This is a genomic window from Enorma sp. (assembly GCF_982429025.1).
Genome location: NZ_CEWCAA010000027.1, coordinates 1 through 13,238 on the forward strand (window position 1 = coordinate 1; position 13,238 = coordinate 13,238).

The 13,238-nt window shown below is 55.8% G+C and carries 12 protein-coding genes; 2 read left to right on the top strand and 10 right to left on the bottom strand.

Going from position 1 to position 13,238, the window contains the following annotated elements:
• Window positions 1–45: 45 nt before the first annotated feature.
• From AC1VS5_RS05875 to AC1VS5_RS05895, 5 genes are all read right to left on the bottom strand, one after another.
• Window positions 46–387: an IS3 family transposase gene (locus tag AC1VS5_RS05875; RefSeq protein ID WP_481218013.1), complete on the bottom strand. Its 342-nt coding sequence runs from the start codon at window positions 385–387 to the stop codon at window positions 46–48.
• A 5-nt stretch (window positions 388–392) separates the two neighbouring features.
• Window positions 393–680, bottom strand: a complete 288-nt coding sequence (locus AC1VS5_RS05880) for a transposase (protein ID WP_481218014.1) — start codon at window positions 678–680, stop codon at window positions 393–395.
• Window positions 681–744: 64 nt separating this feature from the next.
• A complete protein-coding gene (locus AC1VS5_RS05885; RefSeq protein ID WP_481218015.1) occupies window positions 745–864 on the bottom strand; it encodes a transposase in 120 nt (39 codons plus the stop codon).
• A 74-nt stretch (window positions 865–938) separates the two neighbouring features.
• Window positions 939–1,241, bottom strand: coding sequence for a hypothetical protein (locus tag AC1VS5_RS05890; protein ID WP_481218016.1), 303 nt, complete (start codon window positions 1,239–1,241; stop codon window positions 939–941).
• Between the two features lie 84 nt (window positions 1,242–1,325).
• On the bottom strand, window positions 1,326–1,859 hold the full coding sequence (locus tag AC1VS5_RS05895; protein WP_481218017.1) for a hypothetical protein: 534 nt from the start codon (window positions 1,857–1,859) through the stop codon (window positions 1,326–1,328).
• Between the two features lie 314 nt (window positions 1,860–2,173).
• On the opposite strand from AC1VS5_RS05895, the gene AC1VS5_RS05900 reads away from it, so the two are divergent.
• Window positions 2,174–3,778: a DNA cytosine methyltransferase gene (locus AC1VS5_RS05900; RefSeq protein WP_481218018.1), complete on the top strand. Its 1,605-nt coding sequence runs from the start codon at window positions 2,174–2,176 to the stop codon at window positions 3,776–3,778.
• Here the strand turns inward: AC1VS5_RS05900 and AC1VS5_RS05905 are convergent.
• From AC1VS5_RS05905 to AC1VS5_RS05920, 4 genes are read right to left on the bottom strand one after another with little or no spacing between them, the layout of a single operon-like run.
• Window positions 3,693–5,807 (bottom strand): AIPR family protein, encoded by a 2,115-nt coding sequence (locus AC1VS5_RS05905; protein WP_481218019.1) that lies wholly within the window; start codon window positions 5,805–5,807, stop codon window positions 3,693–3,695. The genes AC1VS5_RS05900 and AC1VS5_RS05905 overlap by 86 nt on opposite strands.
• A 3-nt stretch (window positions 5,808–5,810) precedes the next feature.
• Window positions 5,811–6,794 (bottom strand): PD-(D/E)XK motif protein, encoded by a 984-nt coding sequence (locus AC1VS5_RS05910; RefSeq protein ID WP_481218020.1) that lies wholly within the window; start codon window positions 6,792–6,794, stop codon window positions 5,811–5,813.
• A complete protein-coding gene (locus AC1VS5_RS05915) occupies window positions 6,772–9,540 on the bottom strand; it encodes a Z1 domain-containing protein (protein ID WP_481218021.1) in 2,769 nt (922 codons plus the stop codon). Before AC1VS5_RS05915 ends, AC1VS5_RS05910 begins: the two co-directional genes overlap by 23 nt.
• On the bottom strand, window positions 9,540–10,994 hold the full coding sequence (locus AC1VS5_RS05920) for an ATP-binding protein (RefSeq protein ID WP_481218022.1): 1,455 nt from the start codon (window positions 10,992–10,994) through the stop codon (window positions 9,540–9,542). Before AC1VS5_RS05920 ends, AC1VS5_RS05915 begins: the two co-directional genes overlap by 1 nt.
• 123 nt (window positions 10,995–11,117) lie before the next feature.
• Between AC1VS5_RS05920 and AC1VS5_RS05925 the strand changes: the two genes are divergently transcribed.
• A complete protein-coding gene (locus AC1VS5_RS05925) occupies window positions 11,118–11,435 on the top strand; it encodes an IS3 family transposase (RefSeq protein WP_481218023.1) in 318 nt (105 codons plus the stop codon).
• A 393-nt stretch (window positions 11,436–11,828) separates the two neighbouring features.
• Here the strand turns inward: AC1VS5_RS05925 and AC1VS5_RS05930 are convergent, their stop codons facing one another.
• A complete protein-coding gene (locus AC1VS5_RS05930) occupies window positions 11,829–13,157 on the bottom strand; it encodes an L-cysteine desulfidase family protein (protein ID WP_481218024.1) in 1,329 nt (442 codons plus the stop codon).
• Window positions 13,158–13,238: the final 81 nt, after the last annotated feature.

Here is a 13,238-nt window from a genome sequence, read left to right on the forward strand (position 1 = left end):
CATACTGCTCAATTCCCGATGCACATTCTGCTCAAAACTACTTGACTAAACACACGCGAGCACGTTGTCGGCGGAAGGCGGCTGCGCCGGCCGGGCGCCTCCCCTCGGCGCGCGGCCCGAGTATGCGCTCGCCAGGCCGTTCTCCCCCATGATCCGGCATATCCTGCGCCTGGACGCGGTGATGCCGGCCCTCTCGAGGGCGACCTTCAGCCGCCTCGCGCCGTACCCGCCGCGCGGCGCCTCGAACGCGCCGAGCACGTCGGGCTCGATCGGGTCGGGCGCCTTCGGGCGCGGCGGATGCGCGAGCATCCGGTAGTACGTGGAGCGGGGCGCGCCCAGGATCCCGCGCTGCGCTGATACCGGGTAGCGGCGGGCGTTGGCCGCCATCGCCGTCACTTTCGTGCGAATATCAGCGCCGCTTGTTTTAGGACATCGACCTCCATCCTGAGGCGGGCGTTCTCCCGCTCCAGCCCGATGAGGCGGTTCTGCTCGGGCGTCCGGTTGTCCGCGGCGGCGGTGGAGCCGCACGCGTGCGCGCGGCGGGTCCAGCGGTCGAGCGTCGGCTTGCCGAGGTCGCGCTCGCGCATCACCTCGGCGCGGGGCTTGCCGGAGTCCACCAGAGCGACTATCTGCCTCCTGAACTCCTCGGTGAACTGCCTGGGGTGCTTCGGATCCCGCATGGGGCCTCCTTTCCTCGAGGGGCCCTCGGACTCTCATCGATGTGTCCAATTAAGTATAGCCACATCACCCCGGGTCGACGCCGCGCTCGCGGGCGGTCTCCGCGTAGGTACCGCCCCGCTCCCTGTACAGCCTCACCGCCTGCTGCTTGAACCCTGCCGAATACCTGGGCGACGGATGTCCCATCCCATGCCCCCCTTTCCCCGTTTACGGCATCATGCCCAAACGGAACTCGATGTGTCAACGGAAACGGGGGAGATTCAGTCGTTCACGCCGGCCTCCTCGACGTCCATCACGTCCGCGAACAGGCGGATGCCGCGGTCGTAGTTGAAGGTCTTGGTCTCGAACTCGTAGGTGATGGCGCCGGTCTTGTAGCCAACGTTTCTGGTGTAGTTCCCGAGGCCGGTGACGGAGATCTTCGGGATGAGGATCTCCTTGGCGTTGTGGCCCGCGCGCACCATGCGGCGGCCGGAGTTGAGCACGCCCGAGACGGACGCCCTCTGGTACACCTCGTCGATCACCGAGGTGTAGTTGCGTGCGAATGCGATGTTGTTGCTAGGCATGATGGCTACCTTCCTTTCATGTCATCCTGAGCGGAGCGCGAAGCGCGGAGTCGAAGGATCTCCCACGCTTCGAGCCGGAATCGTCTACTTTAAGGAATCGTCGTCGGTGAGTCCCGCGATCTCGCGCCAGTGCTTGAGCGTCTTGCCCTCGTCGGAAGCCGCGCCCGCGTTGGGCAGGCCGGTCGTGCCGGAGCCCGCAGAGCTGCCGCCCTTGGCGTGCTTTCCGGCGCCCTCGAAGAGCCAGGGCTCGGCCTCCTTGAGCTTGTCCGCGTCGTTGTCGTGGTCCGCGAGAAGGGCGCGCGCCGCCTTCACGTTGCGTACGCCCGCGAGCTGCAGCTTGAAGTCGATGCGGTCGCTCTCGCCCTGGGCCTTGAGCTCGGCGATCTCGCCGCGCAACTGCTCTGCCGTCTCGGCGTTCTTGGACGCCTCGGCAACCTGGGCCTCCAGCGAGGCGATCTTCTCGTCGCGCTCTGCGATCTGCTTCTCGTAGTCGGGCGTCTCGCCGCCTACCTGCGACTGGCTCTGCTGCTGCGTTTCCTGCTGCTCCTGGCCCTGCTGTTGCGACGCGTCCTGCGCACCCTGCATGGCTTCCTGGCCGCCATTGGTCCCACCGTCCATGTTTCTGCCTGCCTTTCGTCTCGTAAGGCGGGCAGAGACGAACAATGCCCGCACCTTTACCGGTACGGGCATTGTCTTGGGGTGTCACAAGGTGACGGTTTTATCAGCTGTCCGTCATATCAACGCGTTCGCGAAAAGGGGATTGGCAAGATGGTGCGTTTTAGTGGGTAATCCAATCGAAATGTTGCGTTTTGTATGGTCGCAGAGTAATCTAAAAGATTACTTGTGCCTGTCGTCGATGCAGTCCTGGACTGCACCTTTCAATCTTGGTACCCTGGGTGCAAGAGTATGCGACCTAGGGAGGGAACGCGAGAATGATACCTGTCATTGACCTGTTTGCAGGTCCTGGTGGCTTGGGTGAAGGATTCTCATCCCTTCTTGATGAAAACGGACAGCCCGTATTTCAGACAATAATGTCGATTGAAAAAGATGAGCAGGCACATATGACACTTCGCCTTCGCTCGTTCTTTCGAAAGATTTACAGGGCGAATGGCAACCGAATTCCTCTCGCATATCTTCAATACATGGAGTACCACGACGAAGCTTATCTTCAGCAACTCAAGGATAAGTATCCTGACGAATGGACGGCGGCATCCGACGAAGCGCTTTGTGCAACATTGGACGCTCATGACAACACTTTGGTTGAAAAGGGCAAGGAACGTCTCCGGGAAAACGGCGTTGAAATCGGTGGGACTTGGGTGTTAATAGGCGGCCCTCCATGCCAAGCATATTCTTTGGTTGGTAGATCCCGCCGCGCACACGACAAAGAAGGACTTGAGAAGGATCCCAAGCAGACGCTTTACAAATGCTATCTCGCTTTTATTAGAGAGCTAAAGCCGTCTGTCTTTGTCATGGAAAACGTCAAAGGTCTTCTCTCGGCAACGCGTAAAGGTGAAGGTGTGTTCGAGCGCATCTGCGAGGATATGCGTGAAGCTGGCTATCAAATAAGATCGCTTGTCAAGGAAGAAGCCGCAGACCCTCGTGACTACGTTGTTGAAGCTGAGCGATATGGTATCCCACAAATGCGACACAGGGTGATTTTGCTTGGCATTCGTAAGGGATGCGAAGAGCCAACAGATACGCTGACGCCGTTGACTGCGATGTCTTTGAGGGAAGCGCTCATCGGCATCCCCGGGATCCGTAGTGGCTTCTCCGAAAGGAATCAAGGCTGGCGCGATATGAAGTGGGGGCAATACATTAAGGGTGCTATTGACAAGCTTCTCAAAACAGAAGAAGGCAAAGACCTTGAGGATGTTCTGACGCGCGTTCGACATCAAAGAGCATATCGACTTATGATCAAGAGCATCATTAACGGTGAAAAAGGCCCCTACGAAGAATGGTATAGGGGTCGCATGGGCGTCCACCGCGTACTTGCGAATCATGAATCGCGCACCCACCTTGCCTCGGATCTCGATCGTTACGTTTTTTGCGCGGCATATGCAGAAAAGCACGCCGCTCCGGCACGGATAACGGAGTTCCCGCGTTACCTCTATCCGAATCACAAAAATGTTCTTGAGGTAGAAGAGGGAGAAGAGATTAAGTTCGACGATCGTTTTCGCGTTCAGCTTTGGGATAGGCCGTCAACTACTGTTACGTCGCACATCGCAAAGGATGGACACTATTACATTCACCCAGACCCAGCTCAGTGTAGAAGTCTAACTGTGCGCGAGGCGGCAAGGCTGCAGACGTTTCCGGATGACTATCTTTTTGAGGGCAATAGGACATCGCAGTACACGCAAGTTGGCAATGCCGTCCCACCGTTGCTTGCGCAGCAAATCGGAAAGATAGTAGCGAAGTTCCTTGGTGTCGATGCTAGGGGATTTTGCGACTCGCTTACCCGCGTGACCTGCGACGACGAGACTTCAGACGATACGGACAGCCGCTCTTCCGAAGCCGTGCCATTAGATCGACAAGAATAATCGATTGCTTGTCTGAGGGCAGCTTATTTGGCATTGACGCAGCATATTGGAGGATGCCTCGTTCTTTGTCCGTTGCCTCGCCTTCCTTCTTGCACCATTCAAGAACGTTTTGCCAGAATTGCGCGCCCGCCTCTACGACGATCGATTGCGCTTCTATTCCGTTTAACTCCTTCTGGTCCTTAACGCCCTCGCTTTTGATTTCTCTTTCTTCCTCAAGGCTGATAAGCTCAGAAATCCACCCTTCATCCCAGTAGACGTTCTTCTGCTTTAGCGCATTCCAGCACTTTGGCTGCTTCGCCCATTCTGATATGTTTCGATAGCCTTCGCCCGGCTGCATGAGTACATCGTGTGCTGCGTCTGCAGCCTGTCCTAACGCCCTCTCGAAAGCAGGAGTGACGGCCTGTCGGTTCCAAATGGAGAGGAAGTCAACAGACTTTCCGAGCGTTCTGGCTGCATTGGCCAGAGCACCGACTGCTAAGACGACATGCTGAGAGCGATAGCCACCAGCTTCATACCAGTCTCGGCTTTGGACAACTTTGCCAGCGAGATCAAAGATGATTTTCTTAGCAATCAGGTACTTGAAGTAGACCTCGCTGAACTGCTGGTCGTTCTTCTCCCACGCATCTGCTACGTCTTTGGCAAACTCTGCGAAGTTCTTTTGTGCACCGCGGTTGACCATATAGGCCTTATCCGTCCACACCATCAGGTATTTTGCAAGATCCGTCTTAGTAAAGCTCTGCGCCTTCGGGTATTCCTTCGCGAATTTGCGCTTCGCTGCGGGCGTGAGATAGGCTTGGGCATCTCTGTATGACCCACGGGCCCTTTCGTAGAACCACTTGGTCAAATCAAAGCTGTCGTCCTTTGCAGGGGCGAGAATCCTCCGCGAGAACTCCTCGATGCGCACATGGAACGGGTGATTTGCGAAGAAGTCTGCCGCTGATACCTTGTTCTGGCTGTTGGCGTATTCGGAGATCCTCGGCACAAGCTCTTTTGCCGCCTCGGGGCTTACGATACTTAGCTTCATTTGAACGTAGACACGACTCAGATCATGCTTTGCCTTGAATGCCGCATAGACCGACGCCGTCGTTTGTCCACCGTTTACTATTTGAAGGTTTTCAAGCCCGGTTATAACCAACCCCTCATCTGTGATCTCAGTCGTAATCGCCTCGGCCGTGGCTGTTATGCCGTTGTTGAAAGAGAAGAAAAGCTCCGGCTCGTTTTCCAGTGTTCGCTTGATCCCTTTGTTTACATTGCTCCTCGCTTGCAGAAAGACACGTACATTCTGCTCGAGCAACCTCGTACCCCATCGGTCATAGATGTAGGCCAAGTCCAAGCCGGGGACAGCAGCGAGATAAACTTGATTTCTGTCGTTTGGCTTGCTAGCTAACAATGCTCTTAGAGAGCCACCGGGGAGTTCATTGAAGTCTATGATGAGGCGCTCGCGCTCGCGCCCCGAGGAAACGAGGTTCCCGAAGCGAGTAATGTCCCAAACGGTGTAAACGATCTCGCGACCGTCGATGGACGAGGCCTTTTTACCTTCGACGCGAGCGCTCAGCTTTTTGTTTGTCAGCAAATAGAGCCTGACGCGAGAAATCTTCTCCCACCTAGTGTTAATGAGGTCTGCAAGTCCGAATCCGGGGTCTGTTGGTTCGAGCGAGTTCCTGAAACGCGCATTGAGCGACTGAGTAAGGAACTTCTCCAATCGTCGGAAATCAGCTTCCATATCCGTGTTGGTGAGGGTAGTCAAGTCTGTGTCTTGATTGAAGTCTAGTGCTATGAGCCCAAGTGTTCCTTGGCCCGCCTCTTGCGCAATGGCTGATTCGAGCGGGTCGCCACAGTAGCCATCGACCCTTATGCCACCTTGAGCGGGCCTGAAAAACGCACGTTCAGCCTCGTCGAACTCTCCGGCATCGATGAGCTGGTCTGTGACGATATCAAAGAACGCATCCTCAAGATAGATACCGTACGCATCAGCAGTCGTCTTGATGTCTTGGAATAATTCCTCGTAGAATTCTTCGGGCGTTGGCATGTCTTACTCCATCGTCTTAATGACTTGCTCTCTGTCCACGCGGTATTCGTCGCAGTAGTCAAGGTCTATCTGGTATGCGACTCTGCTCACTCCTGGCTTGCAGGTTTGCGAGTCGATTTTCGGAAAATCACCGACAACGGCATAGTAGTACGTTGAGCCCTCACTCCACCTGACATCGGAATAGTCGTCCTCGTCAAAGTAGCCAATGCCTGCGAGCTTGCTGTCCAGCGCAGCCCGCTGCAACGGCGACTCCAATGCCTCCCGCGTTTCGTTTACAACGTCGGTCACAGTGAAACCTTGCTCGTCGTCACTAGACGTATCGTTGAGCTCGGCGACATACAGGAACAGCTGCTCCGTTTCATTAACGTTCAGCTGCTCTTCTGACGAGATGACTATGTTGGGATTTGCGGAGCTCCTTTTCGATTTGACTTCGACAAAGACTTGTCCGTACGCGAAATCCCTTGGCCCCGCATCGGGTCCTGTCCATCCCCGGATTGCATCGCTTTCGGTATGCACCAAGAGTGCGTCTCGCTTGAGAAAATGCAACTCGGCAATGAGCCCTTTCTGAGCCTCAGGCGACATCTTGGAGCGAGATGGGCGCAGGAACGAGCTCCACTTCTCCAAGCGGAAGATGCATGCTTTCCTGCTTGCTTTCATGCTTACGTTTTGCAGCGAAGCGATGATGTCAACGCACACCTTAAGGAAAATGTCGCGCATATCAGGGTCGAGTAGCTCTATGACAAGGCTGCTCTCATCTTGATGATCTGCAACGAGGATATTCTTAAAGGTCGGCAAGCTGATAGGTTTCCAAGGGCGGCACTCGTACTCAACAAGCAAAGCCGGTCTGGATGCCCAGCTCTTCGCCCAGAAGACTATTCTATGCTGTGGGTTGTCCTCGTCTGGTACGAGCCGAGCGATATACTCTCCTTGACGGTCGGGGCTAGCCAGATCATCCCAAGGATATTTAGTCGTCTTCGAAATCGTCATCGCTGTCCTCTTCGTAGTCGGTTCGCATGTTGTCTATTGCGATTTGGTTGAAGACGTACTCTACTGGCCTCGTTTGCTTTGGTGTGAAGGGGAAGCTGATGCTCCAGCCATACGCCTCTTCGGAATGGTCCCAGCTTGGCCACTTGCCAGCCTCGGGCTCGTAAATACCCTTTTCCTCGCGCCTCTCCCTCTGTTTATCCGTGTACTTCAAGAGAACGGGGTGGATTACCAGGAGCGGATATTCCCGCCTGCGACGGTAGTACCTGTCCGAAGGGTTGTCCTTGTCCGGATGATCGTTCTTGAAGTCGTCTTCGGCGTCCTGTAGTTGTTCTTTGTCTAGGCCCTTGGCTTCGACGCCTCGACTTGCAAGCCTATGCTTCTCCCCAACGACAAGGCATTCGCTTGATGTATCGCTGCCGGGGTATCTGATCTCTCGCCTTGCATATACTCCGTCGGCAAGTTCAATCTCGCCTCCGTCGCCTTCCGCAACAAGCACATCCCATAGCTCGAGCTCGCCATCGAGCATCCGGTCGTCGATATAGTTCAGTACCGGTTTGATTTGTGACTTTGGCGAACGTGCGTCCTCATTTATGTATTTGCCTAAGAAGTCAATGACAATGTCCGTGGGTACGCGGCGATAGAACAATCCTTCCGTCTTATAGTCGCTTATCTTGGACAATAGCTCACGCACTGCTAGCTTGTTTTCCTGTATCACATCGTTTCGCCGGTCGAACGCTATAGTCTCGACGAATCCGTTATTAAGGTCGATAGGTGCAGTCAGCTTAGTTCCCGTTCCCATCTTGTTGCGAGCTGTCACGATGAGGGAATCAGGGCTCTGCCTAATTCTCAGCCCATAATTCTTCGGTGTTCGCTGCACTTGCCTCATATTGCGCAGCTCATCGAAAAGGTCGGCGGTCGAATCGGCAACGAATTTGTACCATCCAGCTGCCTTCTCGGACATCCATACGCGGCACAGCTCTTCGTAGCCGGGCCGATATCCAAACCACCGGGCCATTTGCATTAATGCGTCGTATGCCTTTGCATTGCGCGAGTAGTACGACACGACAAGGCCTTCAAGGGTGAGGCCGCGCGAAAGTCTGTATCCGCCGACAGCAATGACATGCTCAGTATGCTGCTCGTATTCGAGCGCCTCTGTCGAATCTGTATTGATGCTCACAATGTGAATCGTTTTGACGGTGTCATAAAGAGCATGCTGGATTTGGGCCCATTCGAATTCCGTGGAATGTGAATACTCCGTGAGCCATGTCCCACGGAGGAACTTCAAGTCATCGGATAAAGCGAGCGCCCTCTCTTCGCCCAATGCTGCATACGCCTTGATACTGTTCTTTAGCTGCTTGACATAGTCGCCAATCTCCCAAGCGACAGACTTTTGCGGCTGCTTGTAAGGCGAGACATTAACCATCATCGTTGAGTGCTCGTCCCCATTGCCGCGCAGGGCACGAATTGTCGTAGCGACCATGAAGGTCCTGATCGCTTCCTTGAGTGATTCCGGTATGCCATCGACCTGGTAGTAGCTCTTGTGCTTCGGTGGAAGTATTAAGTCTATGTCGTCAATAAAGCGGAGATGCTTCGGGCTCGGATCGTCGTAATCAGCGAACACTTTCTCGGCGCCGAAATAGTCGCTTGACTCCTCAAGCGTATAGATGAAGCTGCTTGGGAACAGGTCTTTTCCAAAATCGTCCGTATCGACTTCTGGGTCAATGAGAATGTTTGCATACGGCGTGGCTGTGTAACCGACGTAGCACTTTCTGGTGAAGTAGTTCAGTATGTTCCGGATCTGCCCGTTAATCCGCGTTGGCTCGTCATCCCGCCTATCGCGCTTGTACTTTCCGTTAATGGAAGCGTTATCCGCCTCGTCGTCAATAAGTAAAAGCTGATCATCCGGGCTCGCGTTGTCTCGAAGCCATTCATACACCTGCTTAAGTGAGTTGCTGTTTTTCTTGATGACGAATAGCCATGGTTCGTTCGTATGGGCGGTCTGTATGCCCTTCAGGGCGCTTGCCCGCTTCTTGTTAAAGTCGGCTTCGCGGGACGTGCACGCAATTGGCCTTCGCGTACCGTTGTCCAACCCGACGCCAACAGCTTCGATGCTTTGCTGTTCAACGATATTGAAGCCCGTAAAGCCATCCTCGAGTCGGGCTTGGGTCTGGTTCCTAAGCACGTTGTGCACGCCGGCCATGACGATAATGATCTTGTAACCAGCATCTGCCGCTCGGCATATAAGGCCAATGTAGTTTGCCGTCTTGCCAGACTGGACGGAAGCGACTACCAGACCCCTTCGCTCAAACCCGGCCTCAACATTTGGATTCGCCATGAGGTCAAGCACGTTCCATGTGTCTCGCTCGATGGTGCGTACGGTACTGCGCGCCCAATGTTTCGTGTACATCAGGTACTTCTTATATCGCGACCAATAAAACCAGCCGTTTTGGTCCTCAATAGCCTCTTCGGCTTCGTTAAGCCAAGGTTTTACTTCTTCATCCTTGAAGGCGAAACCAAATTTCTTGGTTATGTAGAGTTCCGAGCAGTATTGATGAACAAGCGCCTCAATCACTTCCTGGCGATTGCCGGCCATATCCTTGTACATCGGTATCGTGGCAAATGCGTCATATAGGTGCTCGTACATATCGCGTACGTCATTTTCCTCGGGCACACCCTCCATGCCTGCAAAATGTTGACGCACCGAATTATCTATCTGTTCAATAAATTCGTTCTTCGCGACCGACATTAATGCTCCTCTATCCCAAGCGCGTCAAGCGTATCCTTCCACCGCGACTGGAAAGGCTCGGCGCTCTGCATAATTGAAAGAATCGTTTCCTCACCATGCCCCGCTTGCTTCAATGCGGAGAAGAAAGTACGGGCGGCGTTACGGAACTCCGCATCCTCCAACGAGGCGAAAGCCACACCTTCCTCATTGTTTGCGAAGTCGTAGAACAGTGATTCCGTAGGGAAGGTTGACTCAATCAGCGCAAGAACGGTCTCGAGATTGGCCGAATCGTCTTCGTCAAGCCCTTCCTTCAAATTCGCAATCACTGGATGTGCACGATTTATTATGTAAAGCTTCTTATCTCCAGCTCGTTCGACGTTCCATGCGGGATATACGTCGGGACTCGTAAGCCTTGTAGCACGCCGCCGGTAGGCTTTTCGTGATGGTGCCCCTATCGTGGCGATAAGCGTCTTAATACGTTCCCGCACGACCTCCGGCATTTGTGCCGAGACTTTCTTGACATCGATCTTCCAAATCTCATCCTGATTGATGTCGATGTCAATTTTGACCCTTGTGAGCTGGGTCAAAGCTGTCTTCTTTGCGAGGCCGAACCACGTGCCGTAGAGAATCAAACGCTTGGCTCGATATAGGTACACACCCTGGCTTTTAAGGTATCCGCCGCTGAGTCCGAATCGCTCATACTCTTGCTGTGAATCGTAATGGGAGCGGTGAGGTAACGTATAAGCCTGCATCGTCACGCCAAGACAAATCCTTTCAAGTGGCGAAGCTTGAGTGGCGCGGTGCTTAGTATTGAATGGGTCGATAGGTTCCAAAAGAAGATTGTTGACCTTGATTGAGATCCTATCCAAGCCTTTTTCACCTGCGAGATACCTATGAAAAACCAATGCAAGATAATCTTGCGCCTCGCTAATGATGCGCGTGTGATCGACCCTGCCAGAACCGCGAGCACCGGTAAGCCTATCAAGCTTTTCCCAAAGCACGAGCGTTCCTGAACCCCCGAGCTCATCGATAAAGGGTATCTCCTCGAAGTCAGTCCGTTCGATTACATTCCATTCGTTCTGCTCAACTACTAGGTCTAAATCCCATATGTAACCAGCAGTTTTGCCATTATTGCGTGAAACAACAGTAAGCCGTCTGCATTGCGAGAAAGACGCAGTTTTAAGACCCAAACCGAAACGCCCAAGATCATTGAGAGCGCGTTTTTGTCTGGGGTCAGTAGAGCCGAGCCTCATGGCTTGCTTCAAATTGTCATTTGAAAGCCCGTCGCCATTGTCGATGATTCCGATGCGAAACTCATCGTCTGGTATCGCGAGAATCCAAATCTCAGTTGCGTTAGCCGTAATTGAATTGTCGACAATATCTGCGAGCGCACTGTTGAAGGAGTAGCCGATGTCGCGAAGACTCTCAATAAGGATACTTGGCTCAGGGTCAAGCCGTACCGTCGCGGCGCCCACATTCCTTCCTTTCGCTAAACCGTGCCAGTCATATTAAACCATTCGTCTGGCAACTGCTTTATCTTGCTAATTCTATCATTGGTGCCATGAGATGAGTCGGCTATATCGGCCGTAAGCAGGTATATGCCGTGCCATGGCGACCGCGGGAGCCAGTGCGTCTCGCTCCTGGTCGGCAAGACGATGCGCGAGGCCGGCATCGGGCCGTCGACGGGCTCGATCGCGAGCCCGTGGGACGACGCGGCGATGGAGTCGCCCATGGGGCCCGTCAAGGCGGGGTGCGTGCGCGCCCGCACGTTCGAGACGCGGGATCAGGCGGCGCTGGGGATATTCGACTACATCGGGTGCTCCTGCAACAGGGCGCGGATCCACTCCGCGCCCGGCAACCTCAGCTCCGAGGAGTTCGAGGCGAGGCATGCGCAGGAGGCCGCTTCGGCGGCGTAGAGGGTGTCAACGAAATCGGGGTAAATTCAGATTCAGACCCCAGGCCGGCCCGGGAGCTCCTCCGCTCCATGCCGACCGATGCCGACATCGACTTCCTATACAGGACCTACTCGGCATCGCCCAAGAGGGAGGACGGCGGGCCGGAGTGGGGCGACAGGGCCGTTTGGGAGGAGCTCCGCCGCAAGGACCCGTACCCCTTCTGGCTCGACTGAAAAGCACACATTTTGTCCTATAAGCCTGATGTGAGGCGCTGCTCGGCGACGACCTGCTGGGCAGCGCCTTTCTTATGGATTTGCCCGGCGTTGCCGCTTCGCACCGTTTGTAGCGTATGGGGCGAAATGAATATGCGCGCGGACCCTGGCAATCTAGTTCCCTCGTAGCGCGTGGCCAGCTCTAGCAATCTACCTGCGTCTTTCCGATCATGATGTTGAGGATTTCAACGTCGGTGGGCTTCATGCCCACGCGGCCCACATAGCCCATGCTCGCGATGGTTTCTTCGATGGTCTCCTGCACGATACCCTCGCCCGCATGGAAGCTCTTGCACGCCATGGCCATGCTGTGCCCCAGGATCGCCGCGTCGACCGAGGCAGAGATCTTGGCCGCGCAGCTCGACTTTGCGCCGTCGCATACGATGCCGCCAACATTGCCGAGGGTGTTCACAACGGTGGCGCCGATCTGCTCGCGCGTGCCCCCGCTCATCCAGGTGATGGATGCGCCCGCGCCGCATGCCGCGCACACGGCGCCACAGAAGGCGGAAAGCTCACCTATGTAGCTCTTCACGTGGATGGCGACGAGGTCGGAGAGCGCGAGCGCGCGCAGCAGCCGGTCGCCCGTCACGCCCAGTTTCTCGGCGTATTCGAGCACGGGCAGGCAAGTGGTGATGCCCTGGTTTCCCGAGCCGCATACGATTACCACGGGCATGGCGCATCCGCTCATGCGCGCGTCGGAACCGGCTGCGGCGCGGGCGCGGGCGCGATCGGCGACGTCGTCCGGGCGGCTGGCGAGCAGCGTGCGTCCCACCTCGGCACCCCATGCGTGCTCGAGCCCCTCTCGCGAGATGGCGTCGTTTAGCTCCATCTGGCGCATGAGCGCCGCTCGCGCGCCCGTGATTTCTCCATGCTCTGCAAAATCGATGATGCCCTCAAGGGATAGCGAGCTTCCCTGCGTGCGGGCGGTATCGGCCACCGCGGCAGCGCACTCGGGCGCGTCCCAGGAGCCGGAGAGCTTCTGGTCGTCAAGGGCGCGCCACACCACGTTGGTGTGGTGGTCGGAGATGATGATGTCGGCAGCGTGCTCCTCGGAGCGGGCCTTCACGCGGATATAGAGGTTTGGAACGTTCTCGGCGAGCGAGACGTCGGCGAACGCAGGGTCGGCGAGAAGCTCGGCCGTGCGGGCGCGTGCCGCATCGTCTACCGATTCCAAGACTTCGAGCGCGTTCTCGGGGTTGCCGCCAACCGCGCCAAGGGTGGCCGCGGCTTCAAGGCCGTGCATGCCGCCGGAGTTGGGAACGGTGACGCTCTTCACGTTCTTGATGATGTTGCCGGAGCACTCGAGTTCAAGGTGCTCGGGCTCACTGCCGAGCGTCTCGCGCGCGATCGCAGCCGCGTACGCCACGGCAATCGGCTCCGTGCATCCCAGCGCGCAGACGAGCTCTCGGTTCAAGATGCTGCAATACTGCTCGTCACGGTCGGCAACAGTGGTGGAATCGATCTCGCGGGACATGTGTGCTCCTCGACAACGGGGTTATGGCGTCCCCATTGTAGCGCCCGTGCCCGCTTGTGTGCGACGCGCGCCGTTCGCCCC

What these genes read in the sequence shown, in the direction of transcription:
- AC1VS5_RS05875 (WP_481218013.1), bottom strand. Translation starts at nt 387, where the DNA reads ATGGCGGCCAACGCCCGCCGCTACCCGGTATCAGCGCAGCGCGGGATC.
- AC1VS5_RS05880 (WP_481218014.1), bottom strand. Translation starts at nt 680, where the DNA reads ATGCGGGATCCGAAGCACCCCAGGCAGTTCACCGAGGAGTTCAGGAGG.
- AC1VS5_RS05885 (WP_481218015.1), bottom strand. Translation starts at nt 864, where the DNA reads ATGGGACATCCGTCGCCCAGGTATTCGGCAGGGTTCAAGCAGCAGGCG.
- AC1VS5_RS05890 (WP_481218016.1), bottom strand. Translation starts at nt 1,241, where the DNA reads ATGCCTAGCAACAACATCGCATTCGCACGCAACTACACCTCGGTGATC.
- AC1VS5_RS05895 (WP_481218017.1), bottom strand. Translation starts at nt 1,859, where the DNA reads ATGGACGGTGGGACCAATGGCGGCCAGGAAGCCATGCAGGGTGCGCAG.
- AC1VS5_RS05900 (WP_481218018.1), top strand. Translation starts at nt 2,174, where the DNA reads ATGATACCTGTCATTGACCTGTTTGCAGGTCCTGGTGGCTTGGGTGAA.
- AC1VS5_RS05905 (WP_481218019.1), bottom strand. Translation starts at nt 5,807, where the DNA reads ATGCCAACGCCCGAAGAATTCTACGAGGAATTATTCCAAGACATCAAG.
- AC1VS5_RS05910 (WP_481218020.1), bottom strand. Translation starts at nt 6,794, where the DNA reads ATGACGATTTCGAAGACGACTAAATATCCTTGGGATGATCTGGCTAGC.
- AC1VS5_RS05915 (WP_481218021.1), bottom strand. Translation starts at nt 9,540, where the DNA reads ATGTCGGTCGCGAAGAACGAATTTATTGAACAGATAGATAATTCGGTG.
- AC1VS5_RS05925 (WP_481218023.1), top strand. Translation starts at nt 11,118, where the DNA reads ATGCCGTGCCATGGCGACCGCGGGAGCCAGTGCGTCTCGCTCCTGGTC.
- AC1VS5_RS05930 (WP_481218024.1), bottom strand. Translation starts at nt 13,157, where the DNA reads ATGTCCCGCGAGATCGATTCCACCACTGTTGCCGACCGTGACGAGCAG.